Genomic DNA, 22,271 nt, shown 5'->3' on the forward strand with positions numbered 1-22,271 from the left:
ACCAAGGCAGATCACAGGCGGAGGCGCACCCCTTCGCGCGCCGCAAGGTCGCAGAAGAACTGCCAGGCCACCCGGCCCGACCGCCCACCCCGCGTCGCCTGCCATTCGATGGCCTCGGCATGCAGGCGGTCTTCCGGCACCTGCACCCCATGCGCCGCGCAATAGCCGCGGATCATCTCCAGGTAATCGTCCTGGCTGCAGGGATGGAAGCCAAGCCAAAGCCCGAAGCGGTCCGAAAGCGAGACCTTCTCCTCCACAGCCTCGCCCGGGTTGATCGCGGTCGAGCGTTCGTTCTCGATCATGTCGCGGGGCATCAGGTGGCGGCGGTTGGAGGTGGCGTAGAACAGCACATTCTCGGGCCGTCCTTCGATCCCGCCATCCAGAACCGCTTTCAGCGACTTGTAGTGCTGGTCGTCATGGCTGAACGACAGGTCGTCGCAGAAAAGCAGGAACTGATAGGGTGCCGCGCGCAGATGCGACAGCAGGCGCTGGACCGATGGCAGGTCCTCGCGGGAAAGTTCCACGATCTTCAGGTCATGGCCTTCGGCCCGGACCTGGGCGTGGACCGCCTTCACAAGGCTTGATTTCCCCATCCCCCGTGCGCCCCACAAAAGAGCGTTGTTTGCAGGCAGCCCGGCCGCAAAGTGTCGGGTGTTCTCCAGAAGCGTGTCGCGGGAGCGGTTCACCCCGACCAGCAGCGACAGGTCCACCCGGCTGACATGGGCCACCGGTTCAAGCCGGTCGGGCGCGGTGTGCCAGACGAACGCCTCGGCGGTGAAATCCGGGGCGGGCATCGGCGCCGGGGCAAGTCGCTCCAGCGCCGCCGCGATCCGGTCAAGAGGATCGGTCACGCCTTGGGCTCCGGCAGGTCCTCGGCTTTATCTTCGGTTTCATCGTCCCAAAGGCCCTCGGCCCGCAGTTCTGCCTCGCGACGCTTCTCGATCCGGCGGATCAGGAAGATCGACAGTTCGTAAAGCGGGTAGACTGCGAAGAAGAGGATCATCTGGCTCATCACGTCGGGCGGGGTCACCACCGCCGCGACCAGCAGGATGATCACGATCGCATAGCGCCGCATGTTGGCCAGCCCGGCCGACGTCGCCAATCCCGCCTTGCCCATCAGCGTCAGCAGGACCGGCAGCTGGAAGCACAGCCCGAACGCCATGATCAGCTTGAGACTGATGTCCAGAGTCTCGTTCACCTTGCCCTGGAAGACGATCTCGATCCCCTCGCTTGGTGCAGCGGGCACGATGGCCTCGGCCCCTGTGCCCGAGGAAATGCCCGGCAGAAGCGCGGTCACGACCGAAAAGGCATCTGCGAACCCCAGGAAGAAGGTCATCGCAATGGGCGTGACCACGTAATGCGCAAAGGCCGCTCCGATGAAGAACAGGACCGGCGAGGCGATCAGGAACGGCAGGAAGGCCTGCTTTTCGCTGCGGTAAAGGCCCGGCGCCACAAAGCGCCACAGCTGGTAGGCGATGACCGGGAAGCTGACCATCAGACCGGCCACGACCGAGATATGGACGAGGGTGAAGAAGTATTCCTGCGGCGCGGTGTATTGCATCACCGGGTTCGGATTGCCAAGGTCGCGCATCGCCTTCTCGATCGGCTTCAACATGAAGTCCAGAATCGGCTCGGCCACGACGAAGCACAGGATCATGCCGACGAGGAAGGCTCCAACAGCCCATATGATCCGGTTGCGCAGCTCGATCAGGTGCTCGACCAGGGGGGCCGAGCTGTCCTCGATGTCATCCTTGGCGGTCATTCTGCGTCCCCGGCCGGGCTGTCCGGCTTCTTGCGGCGGCGGCCCGGTGCCCGAGGCGTCGCCATGGCGGCCTCGGGCTGGGACAGCGACCGCAGCTTGGCTGAGGCTTCGTCCAGCACCGCCTTGCGCGCCGCCTTCTGTTCGTAAAGCGCCGCTGTGGCAGGGCCGACTGGCGCGGCCGTCATTGCCGCAGGTGCGGGCGCAGCCGCCGCTTCAGCGGTTGGCGCTGCCGCAACAGCCGGAGTGACCGCGGCGGGCATCGGCGGCGGGGTCAGAGGCTTGGTGGGCACCGCGGGGTTCTTCATCGGGTCCCATTTTTCGAACTTGTCGGCAGCGGATTTCACCGCCTCAAGCCCCATCGCCTTGGGCGAGGTCACCTTCCTCAGCTCTTCCGCCACGTCCTTGACGCCCGAGTCCTTCGCGGCCTGCTCCATCGCGCGGCTGAATTCGCGTCCCATCGAGCGGATCTTCGCGGTAAAGCGTCCCAGCTCGCGGAACATGCCGGGCAGATCCTTGGGGCCGATCACGATCAGCGCGACAAGGCCCACGATCAGTAGCTCGGACCAGCTGAGTTCCATCTTGCGTTACCTTGACCGATCCCGAGGATCAGACCTTTTCCTTGTCGGCCGGGGTGACGTCCTTGGCTTCGGCGGCCTTCTGGGCCTCGATCTCGGCATTGCCGTCGCCGACGCCCTTCTTGAAGGCGGTGATGCCCTTGCCGACTTCGCCCATCAGGCTGGACACCTTGCCCTTGCCGAACAGCACAAGAACCACGACCGCGATCAGCAGAAGTCCCGGCAGACCGATGTTGTTGAACATGGAAAAAACCTCCGTTTGCGGCCCCCGGTCGGGACCATGTCTTGTCTCTGGACCCTGATTACGCCCCTCGCGCCGTCGCTTCCAAGACCCAAGCGGCTTGCGCAAAGCAGTCAACTGACAGTATTTTGTCAGTAAGGTGGGCAATATTGCCCACCCTACGCCTGGAAACCCCATGAAACGCGATGCCCGGCTGTACGACATCGTCCAATCCCTGCGCGACGGGCGGCTGCACACGGCCTCGGAACTGGCCGCGCGACTCGGGGTCTCGACCCGCACGATCTGGCGCGACATGGAGATGCTGGCCGCGACCGGGCTGCCGGTCGAGGGCGAACGGGGGCTGGGCTACATCCTGCGCTCGCCCCTGATGCTGCCGCCGACAATGCTGACGCCCGAAGAGCTGGAGGCGCTGGTCGAGGGGCTGCGTCACGTGGGCCAGGAGGGGAACCCGCGGGCCAAGGCGGCGCGGAGCCTGCTCTACAAGGTGGCGACCCTCCTGCCGCAATCGGGGATCGAGACAGAGGGGTAAGCTGGGGACCCAAAATCCTTAAGGAAGGATTTTGACAAATTTCTTACTCAAGAAATTTAGCCCGGCCCGACTGTTGCTGACAGACCCTTGTCAGTTGCCCCCTGCCATTCCCCTCGCATCGCAACCCAAGGAGTTCCCGATGCGTGTGATCGAATATGTGACCTTCACCCTTGTTCCCGGCACGACCGAAGCTGCCTTTCTGGCCGCCGCCCACGGCACCGCAGCGCTGATCCGTCACCAGCCCGGCTTTGTCTCGCGTCGTCTGTCATGGGGGCCGGACGGCCACTGGACCGACGCGGTGACCTGGGAGACGCTGGCTCAGGCCGAGGCCGCCGCTCAGGCCGTGATGGCCGACCCCGTCTTCGCGCCCTTCATGGCCTTGATCGATGGGCCGTCGGCCCGGTTGCGGCACGAGCGGCTTGCCTTGACGCTGGACTGATCCCTGGCTCACCCTGCCCCCATGCGCCGCACCGACCGCCTGTTCGAGCTGATCCAGATCCTGCGTGACGGGCGGCTCCACACCGCCCGCGACATGGCGGCGCGGCTGGAGGTGTCGACCCGCACGCTCTTGCGCGATATGGCGACGCTGATCGCGTCCGGCCTGCCGGTCGAGGGCGAGCGCGGGGTGGGCTACATCCTGCGGGAACCTGTGACCCTGCCGCCCCTGACACTGACACCCGACGAAGTGCAGGCCCTGACGCTGGGCCTCCAACTGGTGACGCGGGGGGCCGACCCGTCGCTGACCCGGGCGGCGGACAGCCTGCTTGGGAAGGTCAGCGCCGTCCTGCCGGCGCGACTTTTGCAGGGGATGGGCGAGGAAACCTGGGTCTTCCCCGGGGCCGAAGCCCTGGCTGCCGCCCGACACCTGCCCGCCCTGCGCCGGGCGATCAGGCTGCGGGAGCGGATGGTCATCAGCTATGTCGACGGTGAGGGCGCTGCCTCGGACCGGCCGGTGCGGCCGTTGGTGCTGGAGTTTTGGGGCCGGGTCTGGACCCTTGCCGCCTGGTGCGAGACGCGGGACGATTTCCGCAGCTTCCGCGTCGACCGGATCGACAGAATGATGCCAACCGGCGAGACGTTCCCGGAAGAACCGGGCCGCACCGTCGCCGACTGGCGGCGACTTGCTTCGGGCTAGACGCCGAACACGAAACACCGGTCGCGCCGGATCATCAGCCACAGGACTGTCCCGGGCTTGGGCAGGAACACCCCCGGGACGCTTGCCGTCAGCTTGGCGCCCTCAAAGTCCATCGCAAAGTCGACCAGGCTTTCGCGGCCAAGATAGCGGCTGCGCAGGACCGTGCCACGCGCCGGGACCCCGTCCTCGGGCGTCGGGTTCGGGCCGCGCCCACCCCGGTCAAAGTCGATGCGCAGGTGCTGCGGGCGGATCACGATGTCAACCTCACCGCCATCGGCATGGCCGGGCGTCAGGAAGGCGCCGAAAGGCGTGTCGGTCAAGGCGCCCCGAGACACGCCGCGGATCACGTTGATATCGCTGAAGAAGGCCGCAGCCGCCTTGTCGACGGGGGCGTTGTAGACGTTGTAGGGCGCGCCCTTCTGCACCACGCGGCCCGCCCGCATCAGGGCGATCTCGTCGGCCATGCGCATCGCCTCGTCAGGCTCGTGCGTGACCAGCAGGACCGCCGCGCCCTCTTCCTTCAGAAGCTCCAGCGTGCGGTCGCGGATGCCGTCGCGCAACCGGTTGTCGAGACCCGAGAACGGCTCGTCCATCAGCATGACCTTGGGCTTTGGCGCCAGTGCCCGCGCCAGGGCCACGCGTTGCTGCTCGCCGCCCGAAAGCTCATGCGGGTGCTTGGGGCCAAAGCCGGAGAGATCCACCTTTTCCAGAAGTTCGCCAACCCGCCGCGCCTTTTCCGTCCGGTCGACCCGCAGGCCGAAACCGACGTTCTCGGCCACCGTGAGATGCGGAAACAGCGCGAAATCCTGGAACATCAACCCGACCGACCGCCGCTCGGGCGGGACATGCACGCCGGGTCCGGCCACGACCTGGCCGTCCAGCACCACCTCGCCCGCGTCGGCGCGTTCCACCCCCGCGATCATCCGCAGCGTCGTCGACTTGCCGCAGCCCGAGGGCCCCAGAAGGCACGTCACCTGCCCCGCCGCCACAGCCAGCGACACGTCATCCACCACCCGCCGCCCCCCGAAAGAGCGGACCAGGTGGCGAACCTCAAGCCGTGGGGGAGTGCTGTCGGGCATGCTGTCCAAGAGATTTGCTCAGGTTTTCTCTAGCAGCGCCCTGCCGTCGCCACAACCGCCTGCCCCGCGACGGATGACCGCAAAATTGGCGCAAACTGTCCACGTTTTGCACAGAATGCGGCGCTATGGCGAAACTGTTCGTATTCCTGGACAGGAAGGTCCGGCCATGCTGTTTCGTCCGCTTGCGCTTTTGTGCGCCATCGCGATCCTTGCCGGGCTGTTCCTGCCCTGGGTTGCCACTCCGCTCGGTGCCAACCTCGCCCCCTGGGACGCGCTTCCCGCCTTCGACCGCGCCACGATCGAGACGTACCTGACCCAGGCCCCGAACGAAGTGCGTCTGTTCCTTCTGTCCTTCGTCCTGGCCGCGCTGTTCGTGCTGGTGGCGCTTGTTGGGCTGGAGAAACGCTGGCTGGCTTTCCTGACTGGCGTCTGCGTCGTGGGCCTTGCCGGGCTTACCGTCTGGCAATCGCGTGAGGCGCTGGGGCTGGTCCCGCCGCAATGGACGATGGAGGAGGCCAACCGCCTGTTCCTTCTGGCAAATGACGTGCTGGGCACGGGCGGCTGGGCCTGGGTTGGCGGCGGGGCGCTGCTGCTGCTTCTGGGCGTCTTCGACCCCGGTCGGGCCAAGCCTCGCCCCGCTACAGCGTCGCGTTGGTAGCACCGCCGTCCAGCAGGACGTTCTGTCCGACGATAAAGCCCGCGTGCTGCGAACACAGGAACGCACAGGCCGCACCGAATTCCGACGGTGTACCGTAGCGGCCTGCCGGGATGGTGGCGGCGCGCTCGCTGATCGCCTCTTCCATGCTGATCCCCTTGGCCTTGACCACCGCCCCATCCAGCGCGATGGCCCGGTCGGTCGCATGGATGCCGGGCAGAAGGTTGTTGATCGTGACTCCCTTGCTCGCCACCTGCCGCGAGGTGCCAGCCACGAACCCGGTCAATCCCGCGCGGGCCGAGTTCGACAGCCCCAGGACCGCCACGGGTGATTTGACCGAAACGCTGGTGATGTTGACCACCCGGCCCCAGCCCTTGGCCATCATTCCCGGCAGCACCGCCTGCATCAGCGCGATGGGGGTCAGCATGTTGGCGTCCAGCGCCTTGATGAAATCCTCGCGCGCCCAGTCGGACCACATGCCGGGGGGCGGGCCGCCCGCGTTCGTCACCAGGATGTCGAACGGCCCCTGCGCCAGCACGGCGGCACGCCCCGCTTCGGTGGTGATGTCGGCGGCGACGGTCGTCACGTTGACCTGATACCGGGCGCGCAGGTCATGCGCTGCGGCCTCCAGCGCCTCGGCACCGCGGGCATTCATCACCAGATCGACGCCCGCGTCCGCCAGCGCCTCGGCGCAGCCCCGGCCCAAGCCCTTGGACGAGGCACAGACCAGCGCCCGCTTTCCCGCAATCCCCAGATCCATGTGCAACCCCTCCTGCTTTGCGGCAAAGCCTAGCAGCCACACCCGCAAGGGCAAGACACCCCGTCTGTTGCGGCGAACCCTTCTGCGCGCTATGGGGGGCGTCATGTCGAACCGCGCCCCCCTTCCGCCCGAAATCGCCCGCCGCCGGACCTTTGCGATCATCTCGCACCCCGACGCCGGGAAAACCACGCTGACCGAAAAGTTCCTGCTGTTCGGCGGCGCGATCCAGATGGCAGGCCAGGTCCGCGCAAAGGGCGATGCCAGGCGCACGCGGTCGGACTTCATGAAGCTGGAGCAGGAACGCGGGATTTCCGTTTCCGCCTCGGCCATGTCCTTCGATTTCCGGCAGTATCGCTTCAACCTGGTGGATACCCCCGGCCACAGCGACTTTTCCGAAGACACTTACCGCACCCTGACCGCCGTCGATGCCGCGATCATGGTGATCGACGGGGCGAAGGGCGTGGAAAGCCAGACGCGGAAACTGTTCGAGGTCTGCCGCCTGCGCGACCTGCCGATCCTGACCTTCTGCAACAAGATGGACCGCGAATCCCGCGACGTGTTCGAGATCATCGACGAGATCCAGGAAAACCTGGCCATCGACGTGACGCCCGCCTCCTGGCCCATCGGCGTCGGGCGCGATTTCGTCGGCGCCTATGACCTTCTGCACGACAAGCTTGAGATCATGGACCGCGCCGACCGCAACAAGGTGGCGGAATCGATCAAGATTTCAGGCGTCGATGACCCGAAACTGGCCGAACACATCCCGGCGGACCTTTTGGCCAAGTTCCATGAAGAGCTTGAGATGGCGCGGGAACTGCTGCCCGCTTTTGACCGCGCGGCATTCCTCAACGGCTCGATGACGCCGATCTGGTTCGGCTCGGCGATCAACTCGTTCGGGGTGAAGGAACTGATGGACGGCATCGGCGAATACGGGCCCGAGCCCGAGCCGCAAAAGGCCGCCGAGCGTCAGGTCGACCCGTCGGAACCCGCCGTCACCGGCTTTGTCTTCAAGGTCCAGGCCAATATGGACCCCAAGCACCGCGACCGGGTGGCCTTCGTCCGCCTTGCCTCGGGCCATTTCGAGCGCGGGATGAAGCTGCACCACGTGCGCACGAAAAAGCCGATGTCGATCACCAACCCCGTGCTGTTCCTTGCCGCCGACCGCGAACTGGCCGAGGAAGCCTGGGCCGGCGATATCATCGGCATCCCGAACCACGGGCAACTGCGGATCGGTGACGCATTGACCGAAGGCGAGAGCCTGCGGTTCACCGGCATCCCCAGCTTCGCGCCCGAGCTTTTGCAGTCCATCCGCGCGATGGACCCGATGAAGGCCAAGCACCTGGAAAAGGCCCTGACCCAGTTCGCCGAAGAAGGCGCCGCCAAGGTCTTCAAGCCGATGATCGGCTCTGGCTACATCGTGGGCGTCGTGGGGGCCTTGCAGTTCGACGTGCTGGCAAGCCGGATCGAGCAGGAATACAGCCTGCCCGTCCGGTTCGAGGGGTCGAACTTCCAAAGCGCCCGCTGGATTTCCGGCGACAAGGCCGAGATGGAGAAGCTGGTCAACGTCAACAAGGGCCACATCGCGCATGACAGCGACGGCGACCTTGTGTTCCTGACCCGCCTGCAATGGGACATCGACCGCGTGGTCCGCGACTATCCGGGCGTCAAGCTGACCGCGACCAAGGAAATGATGGTCTGAGGTCGGCTTGACCCTTTGCGGCCCGCGCCCTAGCCTTTCGCCCGGCAGGACGACCGCGAGACAACGTCAAAGGATACGACAGTGACACCGGCCGACAGCTCCTCCCCCGCGCCAGAGGACGACCCCGACGCCGCCCTGCCCGTGCTGACCTATCCTGATGCCCCGGATGGCGTCATCGACCGGTGGAACGGACGCCGTGGCCCGGTCGAATACGGCAAGGGCGAAGCACTGCCACCGCTGGATGTCGATCTGCAGGCGCTGGCCCACCGGATTGTCCCCGAAGGCGAAGTCCAGGCCGACGGCCCGATCTCGCATTACAAGCGCAAGCTTTGGCAGTTGCGCCGCGAGCTGGAGGGGAAGTCCGAACTTGCCGTCCTGAATGCCAACCTGATCGTGCATTTGCGGCGCGCCACGTTTCCTGACCACGCCCCGGCCCTGTTTCGGCGGCTCTGGGCCGAACAGGGCAATGTGCTGATGCAGGAACTGTCGACGCGCTGGCTGATCTCTTCCGTCATCACCTTCGGCGACTTCGGCGAGACCGAGGCGCAGCGCCGAATCGGTCTGTCGCTGAATGTGCTGTTCTCGCTGATGAAGCTTTATGAATTCGAGCGGATGGGGTCCGGCCTTGGCCCGGATGAGCTTTTCCGGCAGAAGCGCAAGCGAGGCAGCCGCCTGCCGCTTGGGATGCTGGACTTCGGGCTGGACGGCGGCGGGCTGGATTACAATCTTCTAGCCCCCATCTGGCAGGCCGCACTGGACGACCTGGTGGTCGGCCCGCTGGCCTGTCTGCTATTGGACCGGCTGAACGCCGACGACTCCACCCTTTTTCGTCGCCTGCAGCGGATGCGCGACGGGCGCCGCGCCTATCTTGAAAAGCTGGAAGCCCGCGCGCGGGCCGAGGCCGAGGCGGCAGAAGCCGCAGAGGCCGCCCAAACGGCTGCCCAAACGGCTGCCCAGACTGCTGCCCAGACTGCTGCACCGGACGACCCCGACGGCACGCCAGTCTAGCCCCTCATGGGGGCCGACTTGACCCGAGGGACAATTTCCTTTATGCGCGGGACACGCGGCCAATCGGGCCGAGACGCCGGGGCGCCCGGAAACTAGCGTCCCATCATTCATGCGGTCCGATACCGCATCCATAGGACGCTAATGACCAAATTTTCCGACCTCGCGCTGGACCCGCGCGTGCTGCAGGCCGTCACTGAAGCCGGCTATGAGACCCCCACTCCGATCCAGGCCCAGGCCATCCCGGAAGCGCTGAAAGGCCGCGACGTGCTGGGCATTGCTCAGACCGGCACCGGCAAGACGGCCAGCTTCACGCTGCCGATGATCACGCTTCTGGGTCAGGGCCGCGCCCGCGCCCGGATGCCGCGCAGCCTGGTGCTGGCGCCGACGCGCGAACTGGCCGCCCAGGTGGCCGAGAACTTCGACATCTACGCCAAGCACACCAAGCTGACGAAGGCCCTTCTGATCGGCGGCGTGGCGTTCGGCGAACAGGACAAGCTGATCGACCGGGGCGTCGACGTGCTGATCGCGACGCCTGGCCGGTTGCTCGACCATTTCGAACGCGGCAAGCTTCTGTTGACCGGCGTGCAGATCATGGTGGTCGACGAGGCCGACCGGATGCTCGACATGGGCTTCATCCCGGATATCGAGCGGATCTTCCAACTGACCCCGCCGAAGCGCCAGACGATGTTCTACAGCGCTACGATGGCGCCGGAGATCGAGCGGATCACCAAGACCTTCCTGAAGGACCCCGCCAAGATCGAGGTGGCCCGTCAGGCCACGGCCTCGCTGACGATCACGCAGTCCTTGATCGAAGTGAAGCCCGTCCGCAAGGACCGCAGCTTCGGCGACAAGCGCGCCATCCTGCGCGCACTGATCCGTGCCGAGGGTGAGGCCTGCACCAACGCGATCATCTTCTGCAACCGGAAGATGGACGTGGACGTGGTGGCCAAGTCCTTGAAATCGCACGGGTTCAATGCCTCTCCGATCCACGGCGACCTGGAACAGTCGATGCGGATGAAGACGCTGGACGCCTTCCGCGATGGGTCCCTGCACCTCCTCGTCGCCTCGGACGTCGCGGCGCGTGGTCTGGACATTCCGGCCGTCAGCCACGTGTTCAACTTCGACGTGCCCTCGCACCCCGAAGATTACGTCCACCGCATCGGCCGCACGGGCCGCGCCGGGCGTCTGGGCAAGGCGCTGACCATCTCGGTGCCGTCGGACGAAAAGTACCTCAAGGCCATCGAAAGCCTGATCAAGACCGAAATCCCGCGCGGCGAGCTGCCGGAAGGGTTCGAACCGGACACCCGCGAAGGCAAGCCCGACCGCCCGCGCGAAGAGCGCAAGGGCCGCGAACGGGGTGGCCGCAGCCGTGAGCGCGATCGCCCGGTGAAAGCCCATGACGAGACTGCGGCGATGGAGCCGCTGGTTGCGACCCCGAAGCCCGAACCCGTCGAAGCCGCCCCGCGCGAAGAACCGCGCCGCGAGGACCGACGCGAGCCACGCGTCGAGCGTCGCCGCGAAGACCGTGGCGAACGTCGGGACGAGCGTGTCGAGACGCGCGGTGAAAACCGGGGTGAAAGCCGGGGCGAAGGTCGGGGCGAAGCCAGGGCTGAAGGCCGCAGCGACAGCCGGCCCGAGGGCCGCAGCGAACGGCGTGACGACCGCCGCGAACCGCGCGAAGAGCGTCGGGATGACCGTCGCGACTATCGCCGCGACCGCGACCTTGGGCCGTCGGTCATCGGCATGGGCGACCATGTGCCGGACTTCATCCTGCGCAGCTTCGCGCTGAAACCGTCGAAGACGGAAGAACTGGAAGATGCCACAGGCTCCGAGGGCTGATCCAGCCGCCGGACATTGAAAAAGGCCCCGTCCAGGACGGGGCCTTTTTCCATTGAAAGCAAGCCCTACTCGGCGACGAGGCGGCTGATCACCACGTTGACCTCGGGCTTCTTGCCGATTTCTTCCATCGAAACCTGACGCACGACGCGGCGGATCTCTTCCTCCAGCTTGACGTCGTCGGCCAGCACCTTGCGGCCAAGGCGCCCCATCACCTGGTCCAGGTCGGCCTCCATCGTCTCGGCCAGCGGGCGGTCGCCGCGTCCGGTCTTGGGGACGCCCATCAGCTCGACCCAAGGCTCGCCCATCGGGCTGTTTGTCTCGTCCAGGATCAGCGTCACGGTGACATGGCCGTTCAGCGCCATGCGGATACGGTCGCGGATCACGCCGTCCATCGCGCCGACCATCGCGGTGCCGTCCAGGTAGATGCGGCCGGTTTCGACATATTCCGCCACTTCGGGGACATCGCCGGACAGGTCCACCATCGTGCCGTTCACCGCCACCGCCGCCGCGATGCCGCTTTCGGTGGCAATGCGGACGTGCTCAGCCAGATGCCGGTGTTCACCGTGCATTGGGATCAGCATGTCGGGCAGGATCAGCCGGTGGACATGTTCCAGATCGGGGCGGTTCGCGTGGCCCGAGACGTGGTACTTGCCATTATGGTCATCCAGCACGTTGACGCCCTGTTCCGAGAAGGCGTTCCACACCCGGATCACGTCGCGTTCGTTGCCGGGGATGGTGCGGGACGAGAAAAGGAAGGTATCGCCCTCTTTCATCTCCAGCCCCAGATACTTGCCCCGGCTCAGCTGGGCGCTGGCGGCGCGGCGTTCGCCCTGGCTGCCAGTGACCAGCAGCATCAGGTTGCGGCGCGGCACGTCCAGCGCCTCTTCGGGCGTGACGGTCTTGGGGAAACCCGACAGGACCCCGGCCTCCTCGGATGCCGCCAGCATCCGTTTCATCGACCGGCCCAGGACGCAGATCGTCCGGTCGGCGGCGCGGGCGGCCTCGGCCAGGGTCTTCAGACGCGCGACGTTGGACCCGAAGGTGGTCGCGACGACCATGCCCGTGCAACTGCGGATCAGTTCGGTCAGGGGTTCGGCCAGCGTCGCCTCGGACCGGCCCTGATGGGTCGAGAAGACGTTGGTCGAATCGCAGGTCATCACCTTGACCGGACGTTCGGCGACGATGTCGGTGAAGCGGGCATCATCCCAACCCTCGCCCACCACCGGCGTGTGGTCGATCTTGAAGTCGGCGGAATGGAAGATCCGGCCGGCTGGCGTGTCGATCACCAGGGCCGAGCTTTCCGGGATCGAATGCGAGACGGGAACGAACTGCACCTTGAAGGGGCCGACTTCCACCGTGGCGGGACGCGGCTCGACCGTGATGATCTGGTCGACGGGCAGGCCCGCTTCCTCGAATTTCAGCCGCCCGATCGTCGCGGTGAAGCGGCGGGCGTAGACCTTCTTGCCCAGCTCGGGCCACAGGGGTGCGAGGGCACCGATGTGGTCCTCATGCGCGTGGGTGATGAAGATCGCCTCCAGCCGGTCCAGCTTGTCGTGCAGCCAGCTGACGTCGGGCAGGATCAGGTCGACGCCGGGCGAGCCGTCCATGTCGGGGAAGGTCACCCCGACATCGACCAGGATCAGCCGTTCCTTGCCCTTCGGCCCGTAGCCGTAGACGTAACAGTTCATGCCGATTTCGCCGGCACCGCCGAGGGGAAGATAGATCAGGCGGTTCGCGCTCATGGGTGTTCCTTGTTCAGGTCGTGGATCAGGACGAGGCCGTGCATGGTCAGATCGTCCTCGATCGCATGAAATAGCTCGGTTCCTTGCGCGAAAAGGGAGGCAAGGCCGCCCGTCGCGATGACTTTCATCGGTCGGTCCCGCTCGCGCCGCACTTCGCGCACGATGACCTCGACCAGGCCGATGTAGCCCCAATACACGCCGGACTGCATGCAGGCCACCGTATTCGTGCCGATGGCTTTCAGGGGCTTGGCCACATCGACGTGAGGCAGGGCGGCGGCGGCCATGTGGAGTGCTTCGAGGCTGAGGTTCACGCCGGGCGCGATGACCCCGCCGATATAGGCGCCGTCGCTGTCGACGACGTCGAAGGTGGTGGCGGTGCCGAAGTCGACGACGATCAGGTCGCCGCCATGCCGGTCAAACCCCGCCACCGTGTTGACCAGGCGGTCGGGGCCGACCGTGGTGCCCTGGTCGACCCTTGGGGCCACGGGGAGCTTGCAGTCGGGCTTGCCCACGACCAGCGGGCGGCAGCCGAAGTAGCGGTCGCAAAGGACGCGGAGGTTGAAGACCACGCGGGGAACGGTCGAGGAGATGATCGCCTCGGTCACTGTTGCGGTGGTGCTGGTCAGGGTCATCAGGCTGGAGAGCCAGACGAAGTATTCATCCGCCGTCCGCTTGTGGTCCGTGGCGATGCGCCAGGTGGCGATGAAGCGCGACCCGTCCCAGATCGAGAAGACGGTGTTGGTATTGCCGCAGTCGATGGCGAGAAGCATGGGCGGGTGTCTCGGGGTTCAAGGGCGGACCGGGGGTTTCACACCCCCGGACCCCCGTGGGATACTTGGGCCAGCATGAAAGCCTGGAGCGTCAGAAGAACACCTCGGCGGCCGGGATGGCAAGGGTTCCGGCTTGGGTGCGGAGGATCAGGTTGCCGGTGGCGTCGATGGTCTGGAACGTGCCCTCGCGTGTCTCAATCCCGGTGCGGGCGCGGATCGTCTCACCCAGGCGGGCGGCGTGCGACAGCCAGGCGGCGCGCAGGGGCGCGAAGCCTTCGGTTTGGAAGGTCGCTTCCCAGTGGTCATAGGCCGGGGCGAGGGCGTCGAGGAAGGTGTTGGGCGTGATCTTGAGGCCGGTTTCCTGGAGAAGGGACACGGGCGGGACGGCTCCGGCCTCGACCTGGGAGGGGTCGGGCGCGGCGATCAGGTTGACGCCGATGCCGATGCAAAGCGTTGCGTCGGGGGTGTTCAGGCCCTGGGATTCCAGAAGGATCCCCGCGATCTTGCCGCCGTTGCAAAGGACGTCGTTCGGCCATTTCAGCGCGAAGCTTTGCGGGAGGTTGGTCAGTTGGACGAAGGCATCGCGCAGGGCGAGGGCGGCGGCGAAGGAGCGCAGCGCCACCGTCTCGGCCGGTTCCTGCGGTTTCAGGACGAGGGTGCCGTGGAAGTTGCCTTCCGGGCTCGACCACGGCCTTGCGCGGCGGCCCCGGCCCGCGGTCTGGACCCCGGCGACGATCCAGGTGGGACCGGACAAGGTGGAGGCCCGCCGGAAGCCCTCGGCGTTGGTGCTGTCGATCTCGGGCAGGGTGATGCGCCCTGCCCCTTCGCCCTTAACGGACAAGCGCTTCGGCGGCCAGCGCCGCGGGGGCTTCAATCCCGAAGAGATTGACGATTCCCAGCAGCATGATCGCGGCAACAGCCACCAGCATCCCCCATTGCACCGGGGCCATGCGGCTATCCACGGGCTCTTGCTCGGCGCCGAAGTACATGAAGTAGACGAGGCGCAGGTAGTAGAAGGCCCCGATCACGCTTGCGACAGCCCCGGCTACGGCCAGCCAGACCCAGCCCGCGTCGACGGCGGCTTTCAGGACGTAGAACTTGCCGAAGAACCCGACCATCGGCGGGACACCGGCGAGGGAGAAGAGGAGGACCAGCATCGCCAGCGCCTTCAGGGGTTCCTTCTTCGCGAACTGGTTCAGACCCGCGATGTCCGAAACGGGGCGCCCGTCCCGCTCCATCGACAGGATGAAGGCGAAGGTGCCGACGTTCATCGTGACGTAGATCGCCATATAGACCATCGTCGCCTGCACGCCATACGCCGTGCCGACGCAAAGGCCGATCAGCGCATAGCCCATGTGGGCGATCGAGGAATAGGCCATCAGGCGTTTGATGTCGCGCTGACCGATCGCAGCCACGGCACCAAGGAACATCGAGGCCACGGCAAGCGCCGCCAGCACCTGGCCCCACTGGCCAGGGATGCCGCCGAACGCGTCATGCACCAGGCGCGCGATCAGGGCCATCGCGGCGACCTTGGGGGCCGTGGCGAAGAACGCCGTCACGGGCGTGGGCGAGCCTTCGTAGACGTCCGGCGTCCACATGTGGAAGGGCGCGGCGCTGACTTTGAAAGCCAGGCCCGCCAGCATGAACACCAGGCCGAACAAAAGCCCCAGCGGCACGCCGTCCTGCACCGTCGACAGGATCCCCGCGAACTGGGTCGTCCCGGCGTAGCCATAGACCAGCGACGCGCCGTAAAGGAGAAGACCCGAGGACAGCGCGCCAAGGACGAAGTATTTCAGGCCCGCTTCCGAGGATTTGGCACTGTCCCGGCGGATAGAGGCGATCACGTAAAGCGCCAGCGATTGCAGTTCGAGGCCCATGTAGAGGGTGATCAGGTCGGCAGAGGACACCATGACCATCATCCCCACCACGGACAGCGTGATCAGGATCGGGTATTCGAACCGTAGCAAGTCGCGGCGGGTCATGTAGTCCTGGCTCATCACCAGGACGGCGGCGGCGGACAAGAGGATCGTCACCTTGGCAAAGCGCGCGAAGGGGTCGTCGACGAAAAGGCCGTTGAAGACCAGACGCTCCCCCGCCCCGCCCGCGCCGATGTAAAGCGCCAGCGCCACGAAAAGGCCCGCCGTCGCCCAGACCAGCGTCGCGGCCAGCTTGTCCTTGGTGGTGTAAACCGCGACCATCAGCGCCAGCATGGCGTAGCCGGCAAGCACGATCTCGGGCAGGAGGGTCTGGAAATCGGCGGAAGTCATTCCGAATGTCCTTCGTTCAGGGCCAGGTCCGCGGCCTCGGTGGGCAGCGCAGCCTGGTAGTCGGTGACAAGGGCCGTGACAGAGGGCCCGATGATGTCGGTCACAAGGCTGGGGTAGACGCCCAGGATCAGGGTCATCGCGATCAGCGGCGCGAAGATCGCCTTTTCCCGGCGGTCCATGTCGGTGATCGAGCGAAGCGCTTCCTTGATCAGATCGCCAAAGACAACCCGTCGGTAGAGCCAGAGCGCATAGGCGGCGGACAGGATCACGCCCGTCGCGGCGACGGCGGCGACCCAGGTGTTGACCTGGAAGACCCCCATCAGCGTCAGGAACTCGCCCACGAAGCCGCTGGTGCCGGGCAGGCCGACGTTGGCCATGGTGAAGAACATGAAGACCAGCGCATAGGCGGGCATCCGGTTCACGAGGCCGCCATAGGCGTCGATCTCGCGCGTGTGTATCCGGTCGTAGATCACGCCGACGCACAGGAACAAGGCGCCCGAGATGAAGCCGTGGCTGATCATCTGGAAGATCGCCCCGTCGACGCCCTGCTGGTTCGCGGCGAAGATCCCCATCGTCACAAAGCCCATGTGGGCGACGGACGAATAGGCGATCAGTTTCTTCATGTCGGTCTGCGCCAGAGCAACAAGGCTGGTGTAGACGATGGCAATCGCCGACATCCACAGGACCAGGGGCGCCATCACGTCCGAGCCGACCGGAAACATCGGCAGACTGAAGCGCAGGAAGCCGTAGCCGCCCATCTTCAGCAGGATCGCGGCCAGCACGACGGACCCCGCGGTCGGTGCCTGCACGTGGGCGTCGGGCAGCCAGGTGTGGACCGGCCACATCGGCATCTTCACCGCGAAAGACGCGAAGAAGGCCAGGAACAGCATCGTCTGAAGGCCACCGACGACCTGGAACCCCAGAAGGGTGAACGTCTCATGCCCGAAGTCATGCGCCAGCAGCTTGACGATGTCCGTGGTCCCGGCATCGAGATACATCGCGATCATCGCGACCAGCATCAGGACCGACCCGAGGAAGGTATACAGGAAGAACTTGAACGCGGCATAGATGCGGTCCTTGCCGCCCCAGATGCCGATGATCAGGAACATCGGGATCAGCCCGGCCTCGAAGAAGAGGTAGAACAGGACCAGATCCAGCGCGCAGAAGACGCCAAGCATCAGCGTTTCCAGCACCAGGAAGGCGATCATGTATTCCTTGACGCGGGTTTCGACGCCCCAGCACGACCAGATGGTGATCGGCATGAGCGCGGTGGTCAGCATCACGAACAGGATCGAGATCCCGTCGACGCCCATCTTGTAGGTGAGGCCCAGGATCCAGGTCCGTTCTTCCACGAACTGGAAGCCCACGTCCGACGGATCGAACCGGAACAGGATGAAAAGCGAGATGACGAAGGTCGCCGAGGTGGTGAAGAGCGCAAGCCACTTCGCCCCCTGCCGCGCCGCCGCGTCGTCCCCCCGCATGAACAAGGCAAGGATGACCGCCGCGACCAGCGGCAGGAAGGTGATGATCGAGAGAAGCTGGTTTTCCATTCTGCGCGCCCCTTACTTCGCGCCGCCGAAAAGCGTCATCCAGGTGACAAGGGCAACAATCCCCAGCACCATCGCGAAGGCGTAGTGAAACAGGTAGCCGGACTGCGCGCGGCCTGCGAGGCGGGTGAAGAAGGGGATGATCCCCAGCGCCACCCCGTTCAGCGAGCCGTCGATCACGTCACCATCGCCGCGCTTCCAAAGGAAGCCCCCCAGCCACTTGGCGAGGCGGACGAAGATGACGTCGTAAAGCTCGTCGAAGTACCACTTGTTCAGAAGGAACAGGTAAAGCGGGCGCTGCTGGGCCGCCAGACGGCGCGGCAGGCTCGGGTCCTTGATGTAGAAAAGCCAGGCCATCGCGAAACCGATCAGCATGGCCACGAAGGGCGAGACCTTGACCCAGGTCGGCACCAGGTGCGCGGCGTTGATGATCGTGGTCGGGGCATGTTCCGACTTGGCGGCCTTGTCGGCATCAAGGCGGGTGTCGACCACGGCCTGCTCTTCAGGCGTGAAGGGCAGCATCACGAGCGCACCCTTGGGGGCCACGCCAACGGCATGACCTTCGGCATCGCCGGGGCTGGCTTCGGGTTCCGCCAGTGTGGCTTCGGTGGCGACGACAGTGCCTTCGGCCGGAGCGGCCTCGGTCGCGGTCGGTTCGGCTTCGGTCGTTGCCGGGGTGGCCTCGGCCGCAGCTGTCTCGGTCGCCGCAGTCTCGGGGGCCGCAGCCTCGGTCCCATGCTCGGCCGCGGCGGTGTCGCCATGCGCCTCGCCGTGGGCGACCTGTTCCATCCCGAACCAGTCGCGGACGGCGGTCTCTTCGCCGAAGAAGACCTTGTACCACAGCATGCCCGAGAAGATCGCGCCCAGGGCGAGGACCCCCAGCGGGATCAGCATGACCAGCGGGCTTTCATGCGGCTCGTGGTGGCCGTGGCCTTGGTCGTCAGCCGCATGCACCGCGCCGTGGTGGTCATCATGGCCATGCGCCGCCCCATGCGCCCGGCTTTCCCCGAAGAAGGTCAGGAACATCAGCCGCCAGGAATAGAAGCTGTGAAGCAGGCGGCGACCACGAGCAGCCAGAAGGCAAAGCCCGACCCGACCCAGGCGCTCTCAATCACCGCGTCCTTCGACAGGAAGCCGGCAAAGCCGTAATGCGTCAGCGGAATGCCCACGCCGGTGATCGCTAGCGTGCCGATCAGCATGGCGGCAAAGGTGTAGGGGATCTTCTTCCTCAGGCCGCCATAGTTCCGCATGTCCTGTTCGTGGTGCGTGGCGTGGATCACGGACCCAGCGCCCAGGAACAGCATCGCCTTGAAGAAGGCGTGGGTGAAAAGGTGGAACATCGCCACCGAATAGACGCCCACGCCTGCGGCCACGAACATGTATCCCAGCTGCGACATCGTCGAATAGGCGATCACGCGCTTGATGTCGTTCTGCACCAGGCCAATGGTTGCCGCGACGAAGGCCGTGCAGGCCCCAAGGATGGTGATGAAGGCCAGCGCTTGCGGCGCGTATTCATAGACCGGCGACATCCGGCAGACGAGGAACACCCCCGCCGTCACCATCGTTGCGGCATGGATCAGGGCGGAGACGGGCGTCGGCCCCTCCATCGCGTCGGGGAGCCATGTGTGCAGGAAAAGCTGCGCCGATTTCCCCATCGCGCCGATGAAGAGAAGGACGCCGATCAGGTTCGCCGCGTTCCATTCCCCCCAGAGGAAGGTCAGGTTCGTCTCGGCCAGCGCCGGGGCGGCAGCAAAGACGTCGTCGAAGCGGATGGAATCCGTCAGGTAGAACAGCGCGAAGATCCCCAGCGCAAAGCCGAAGTCGCCGACACGGTTGACGATGAAGGCCTTCATCGCGGCCGCGTTGGCCGATGCCTTGCGGTAGTAGAACCCGATCAGGAGATAGGACGCGACGCCCACGCCTTCCCAGCCGAAGAACATCTGGACCAGGTTGTCACTGGTCACCAGCATCAGCATCGAGAAGGTGAAGAACGACAGGTAGGCGAAGAAGCGGGCCTTGTAATGCTCGCCCTCGTGCCAGTTGTCATCATGCGCCATGTAGCCGAAGGAATAGAGGTGGACGAGCGCCGAGACCGAGTTCACCACGACCAGCATGATCGCGGTCAGCCGGTCCAGCCGGATCGCCCATTCCGACCCCATCGTGCCGGATTCGATCCAGCGCATCAGGACGATGCGCTGCGTCTCGCCGTCGAAGGTCAGGAAGATCTGCCAGGACAGGGCCGCGGCAAGGAAGATCAGCGCGGTGGCGATGACCTGCCCCGCCTTCTCACCAATCAAGCGCCAGCCAAAGCCGCAGATCAGGGCCCCGATCAGGGGAGCGAAGAGGATGATCGTTGCCATTTACTCGGTCCTGCCTTGGGTGGCGCCGCAACGGTCTGATCCGCAGCGGGTCGATGGGAATTCTGTGACTGGGGCAACCCCAGCGGTGTGGCATGTCTCGCAGATCAGGTCGACCATCCGGCCCTTGAGGGCGGTGATCCGCATCCCGAACACGTTCTTCTCTCCGATCTGCATCGGATCAGCCCTTCATCACGTTGACGTCTTCCACCTCGATGGTGCCGCGGTTGCGGAAGAAGACGACAAGGATGGCCAGACCAATGGCAGCCTCGGCGGCAGCGACGGTCAGGACGAACATGGTGAAGACCTGCCCCACGAGGTCGCCCGAGAAGCTGGAGAAGGCGACGAGGTTGATGTTGACGGCCAGAAGCATCAGTTCGATCGACATCAGGATGACGATCACGTTCTTCCGGTTCAGGAAGATCCCGAAGATCCCGATGACGAACAGCGCCGCCGCCACCGTCAGGTAATGTTCAAGTCCCACCATCTTCTCGTTCCCTCAAGGGCTCTTGTGGCCCGTATTCAGTAGCTTGCGACCGTATCGGTCCGGTTTTCGAAAGGCGTCATGCCCTTGGGTTTCAGGTCCGGGAAATAGACGCTGCAACCGCAGGTCTCTTCCGTCTCTCGCAGCTGAAGCTGCTTGCCGTAGACGGCGCGCATGGCGGCGGCAAGATCACCGCGGCTGACCGGCTTTCCGACCTTGACCTTGGACCGCAGAAACTCGGTTGCGCCAAGGGCGGCCGCAACTTCGCTGGGGCCATTCCGCGTAGCGATGGCGTGAAACGCACCACTGGCGCAATGCGTGACGCGGACGCCGTAGAAGCCGTTCAGCGCCGCAACGGGGGCAGGCTGGTCACGGTAGACACCCTCCGGGCTGTCGTCGGGCTGCGAGTCGACCTGATAGAATTCGACGGTCACGCCGCTGGTGTTGGTGTCCGGGTCCAGGGGGGAAAGCTCATAGGTGTTCATCCCCGCTTCCATGCCGACGCAGGGCGGCAGGGGCGTCAGCGCCTGCGCCGCCGGTGCGGTCAGCATGGAAAGAAGGATCACCCCGCGGATCATCGGATCAGAGCCCCTGCCCCGGCTTGACGTCCTTCAGCTCCATCGCCTTGGCCGGATCGCGCCACATCTGTTGCAGCACGTTCTGGCGCTTTACGTCCTTGCGGTGCCGCAAGGTCAGCAGGATCGCCCCGATCATCGCGACCAGAAGGATCAGGCCCGACAGCTGGAACAGCAGGAAGTAACGGTCGTAGAGGATCATCCCCAGCGCGCGGGTGTTCTCCATCTCGGTCGGAGCGGGTGCCACGGCCTGACGCAGGCCCTCGGCCCCGTCAGCCGCCGTCCAGACGCCGACGCCGATGCCGACCTGCATCAGAAGGACCACGCCAATCAGAAGGCCCAGCGGCATGTAGCGTGCCAGTTCCCCCTTCAGCGCGGCGAAGTCGATGTCGAGCATCATCACCACGAAGAGGAACAGCACCGCCACTGCGCCGACGTAGACGATGACCAGCAGCATCGCCACGAACTCGGCCCCAAGCATCACGAAAAGGCCCGAGGTCGACAGGAACGCCAGGATCAGCCACAGCACCGAATGGACCGGGTTGCGGCTGAGGGTGACCATCAGGCCCGAGGCGACCGTACTTACGGCGAACATGTAGAAGGCGAAACTGAAGACGGTCATGCGTCTTTCTCCTCGGTCTCTTGGAAGACGGACTGGGCGATTTCCAGCGCCTTCTGCATGGCGGGCACACCGCCGAACATCGACATCTGCCAGATCACTTCCGCGACCTCGCGCTTGGTGGCCCCGGCGGCCAATCCGTTCTTGATCGTCATCCGCAGTTGCGGCTCACCCACCGGACCAAGGACCGTCAGCGCCGCGATGGTCACCAGAAACCGGGTGCGTGCGTCCAGACCTTCGGGGTTGAAGGTCTTGCCGAACCACATCTCCAAGAGTTCCTTGGGCATCGCCGGAAAGAACTTCTCAAACGCCTTCGCGTCGACGTTTTCCATGCCGGGCATGAATGATTGGGCCATCTTCTGGCCCTGCTCCATCATCGCGGCGAACATCTTGGCGAATTCGTCACTCATGGGGTCACCGGTACGGAGCGTCGATTTCAAGGTTACGGGCGATCTCGGCTTCCCAGCGGGCGCCGTTCTCCAGAAGCCGGTCCTTGTTGTAGAACAGCTCTTCCCGCGTCTCGGTCGAGAATTCGAAGTTCGGGCCTTCGACGATGGCGTCCACGGGGCAAGCCTCCTGGCAGAAGCCGCAGTAGATGCACTTGGTCATGTCGATGTCGTAGCGCGTG

General features: G+C 65.3%; 23 protein-coding genes and 1 pseudogene. 7 read left to right on the plus strand and 17 right to left on the minus strand.

Annotation, left to right across the window (positions count from 1 at the left end; genetic code table 11):
- Positions 1 to 11 precede the first annotated feature (11 nt).
- From U1E69_RS07705 to U1E69_RS07720, 4 genes are read right to left on the minus strand one after another with little or no spacing between them, the layout of a single operon-like run.
- Positions 12 to 851, minus strand: a complete 840-nt coding sequence (locus U1E69_RS07705; protein WP_322243773.1) for an ATP-binding protein — start codon at positions 849 to 851, stop codon at positions 12 to 14.
- Positions 848 to 1,762 (minus strand): twin-arginine translocase subunit TatC, encoded by a 915-nt coding sequence (gene tatC / locus U1E69_RS07710; RefSeq protein WP_322243774.1) that lies wholly within the window; start codon positions 1,760 to 1,762, stop codon positions 848 to 850. The genes U1E69_RS07705 and tatC overlap by 4 nt, the downstream gene beginning before the upstream one ends.
- Positions 1,759 to 2,340, minus strand: coding sequence for a Sec-independent protein translocase protein TatB (gene tatB, locus U1E69_RS07715; RefSeq protein WP_322243775.1), 582 nt, complete (start codon positions 2,338 to 2,340; stop codon positions 1,759 to 1,761). Before tatB ends, tatC begins: the two co-directional genes overlap by 4 nt.
- A 28-nt stretch (positions 2,341 to 2,368) precedes the next feature.
- Positions 2,369 to 2,581 (minus strand): twin-arginine translocase TatA/TatE family subunit, encoded by a 213-nt coding sequence (locus U1E69_RS07720; RefSeq protein ID WP_322243776.1) that lies wholly within the window; start codon positions 2,579 to 2,581, stop codon positions 2,369 to 2,371.
- Positions 2,582 to 2,753: 172 nt separating this feature from the next.
- Here U1E69_RS07720 and U1E69_RS07725 point away from each other — a divergent pair, with 172 nt between their 5' ends.
- The 3 genes from U1E69_RS07725 (at position 2,754) to U1E69_RS07735 (ending at position 4,242) form a co-directional block, all read left to right on the plus strand.
- Positions 2,754 to 3,107 (plus strand): helix-turn-helix transcriptional regulator, encoded by a 354-nt coding sequence (locus U1E69_RS07725; protein ID WP_322243777.1) that lies wholly within the window; start codon positions 2,754 to 2,756, stop codon positions 3,105 to 3,107.
- Between the two features lie 139 nt (positions 3,108 to 3,246).
- Positions 3,247 to 3,546, plus strand: a complete 300-nt coding sequence (locus U1E69_RS07730) for a hypothetical protein (protein WP_322243778.1) — start codon at positions 3,247 to 3,249, stop codon at positions 3,544 to 3,546.
- Between the two features lie 21 nt (positions 3,547 to 3,567).
- Complete coding sequence (locus U1E69_RS07735) at positions 3,568 to 4,242, plus strand: YafY family protein (RefSeq protein WP_322243779.1); 675 nt, start codon at positions 3,568 to 3,570, stop codon at positions 4,240 to 4,242.
- Here U1E69_RS07735 and U1E69_RS07740 read toward each other — a convergent pair.
- On the minus strand, positions 4,239 to 5,321 hold the full coding sequence (locus U1E69_RS07740) for an ABC transporter ATP-binding protein (RefSeq protein ID WP_322243780.1): 1,083 nt from the start codon (positions 5,319 to 5,321) through the stop codon (positions 4,239 to 4,241). The genes U1E69_RS07735 and U1E69_RS07740 overlap by 4 nt on opposite strands.
- Positions 5,322 to 5,487: 166 nt before the next feature.
- Between U1E69_RS07740 and U1E69_RS07745 the strand changes: the two genes are divergently transcribed.
- Positions 5,488 to 5,979, plus strand: a complete 492-nt coding sequence (locus U1E69_RS07745; RefSeq protein ID WP_322243781.1) for a hypothetical protein — start codon at positions 5,488 to 5,490, stop codon at positions 5,977 to 5,979.
- On the opposite strand, the gene U1E69_RS07750 is transcribed toward U1E69_RS07745, so the two are convergent.
- Positions 5,960 to 6,736, minus strand: a complete 777-nt coding sequence (locus tag U1E69_RS07750; RefSeq protein ID WP_322243782.1) for an SDR family oxidoreductase — start codon at positions 6,734 to 6,736, stop codon at positions 5,960 to 5,962. The genes U1E69_RS07745 and U1E69_RS07750 overlap by 20 nt on opposite strands.
- A 103-nt stretch (positions 6,737 to 6,839) precedes the next feature.
- On the opposite strand from U1E69_RS07750, the gene U1E69_RS07755 reads away from it, so the two are divergent.
- The 3 genes from U1E69_RS07755 (at position 6,840) to U1E69_RS07765 (ending at position 11,282) form a co-directional block, all read left to right on the plus strand.
- On the plus strand, positions 6,840 to 8,435 hold the full coding sequence (locus U1E69_RS07755) for a peptide chain release factor 3 (RefSeq protein ID WP_416200265.1): 1,596 nt from the start codon (positions 6,840 to 6,842) through the stop codon (positions 8,433 to 8,435).
- Positions 8,436 to 8,516: 81 nt separating this feature from the next.
- Entirely contained in the window at positions 8,517 to 9,443 is a 927-nt protein-coding gene (locus U1E69_RS07760; RefSeq protein WP_322243783.1) for a hypothetical protein, read from the plus strand.
- A 141-nt stretch (positions 9,444 to 9,584) separates the two neighbouring features.
- Positions 9,585 to 11,282 (plus strand): DEAD/DEAH box helicase, encoded by a 1,698-nt coding sequence (locus U1E69_RS07765; protein ID WP_322243784.1) that lies wholly within the window; start codon positions 9,585 to 9,587, stop codon positions 11,280 to 11,282.
- A 65-nt stretch (positions 11,283 to 11,347) separates the two neighbouring features.
- Here the strand turns inward: U1E69_RS07765 and U1E69_RS07770 are convergent, their stop codons facing one another.
- From U1E69_RS07770 to U1E69_RS07820, 11 genes and pseudogenes are all read right to left on the minus strand, one after another.
- The gene (locus tag U1E69_RS07770; protein WP_322243785.1) at positions 11,348 to 13,024 is read right to left on the minus strand and encodes a ribonuclease J; all 1,677 of its coding nucleotides are present in this window, start codon (positions 13,022 to 13,024) and stop codon (positions 11,348 to 11,350) included.
- Entirely contained in the window at positions 13,021 to 13,794 is a 774-nt protein-coding gene (locus tag U1E69_RS07775) for a type III pantothenate kinase (protein WP_322243786.1), read from the minus strand. Before U1E69_RS07775 ends, U1E69_RS07770 begins: the two co-directional genes overlap by 4 nt.
- Before the next feature lie 91 nt (positions 13,795 to 13,885).
- A complete protein-coding gene (locus tag U1E69_RS07780; protein WP_322243787.1) occupies positions 13,886 to 14,635 on the minus strand; it encodes a biotin--[acetyl-CoA-carboxylase] ligase in 750 nt (249 codons plus the stop codon).
- Positions 14,625 to 16,061, minus strand: a complete 1,437-nt coding sequence (gene nuoN, locus U1E69_RS07785; protein WP_322243788.1) for an NADH-quinone oxidoreductase subunit NuoN — start codon at positions 16,059 to 16,061, stop codon at positions 14,625 to 14,627. Before nuoN ends, U1E69_RS07780 begins: the two co-directional genes overlap by 11 nt.
- Positions 16,058 to 17,611, minus strand: coding sequence for an NADH-quinone oxidoreductase subunit M (locus U1E69_RS07790; protein ID WP_322243789.1), 1,554 nt, complete (start codon positions 17,609 to 17,611; stop codon positions 16,058 to 16,060). The genes nuoN and U1E69_RS07790 overlap by 4 nt, the downstream gene beginning before the upstream one ends.
- Before the next feature lie 12 nt (positions 17,612 to 17,623).
- Positions 17,624 to 19,968 (minus strand): annotated as a pseudogene (gene nuoL, locus U1E69_RS07795) (NADH-quinone oxidoreductase subunit L).
- Positions 19,969 to 20,146: 178 nt separating this feature from the next.
- A complete protein-coding gene (gene nuoK / locus U1E69_RS07800; protein WP_103258174.1) occupies positions 20,147 to 20,452 on the minus strand; it encodes an NADH-quinone oxidoreductase subunit NuoK in 306 nt (101 codons plus the stop codon).
- 35 nt (positions 20,453 to 20,487) lie between these two features.
- On the minus strand, positions 20,488 to 21,027 hold the full coding sequence (locus U1E69_RS07805) for a hypothetical protein (protein WP_322243790.1): 540 nt from the start codon (positions 21,025 to 21,027) through the stop codon (positions 20,488 to 20,490).
- Between the two features lie 4 nt (positions 21,028 to 21,031).
- Positions 21,032 to 21,646: an NADH-quinone oxidoreductase subunit J gene (locus U1E69_RS07810; protein WP_322243791.1), complete on the minus strand. Its 615-nt coding sequence runs from the start codon at positions 21,644 to 21,646 to the stop codon at positions 21,032 to 21,034.
- A complete protein-coding gene (locus U1E69_RS07815; RefSeq protein WP_322243792.1) occupies positions 21,643 to 22,053 on the minus strand; it encodes a carboxymuconolactone decarboxylase family protein in 411 nt (136 codons plus the stop codon). Before U1E69_RS07815 ends, U1E69_RS07810 begins: the two co-directional genes overlap by 4 nt.
- Before the next feature lie 4 nt (positions 22,054 to 22,057).
- A partial coding sequence (locus tag U1E69_RS07820) for a 4Fe-4S binding protein (protein WP_322243793.1) occupies positions 22,058 to 22,271 on the minus strand: 214 nt, incomplete at its 5' end.

It is taken from the genome of Tabrizicola sp. (assembly GCF_034366665.1).
Classification (GTDB): Bacteria; Pseudomonadota; Alphaproteobacteria; order Rhodobacterales; family Rhodobacteraceae; genus Tabrizicola.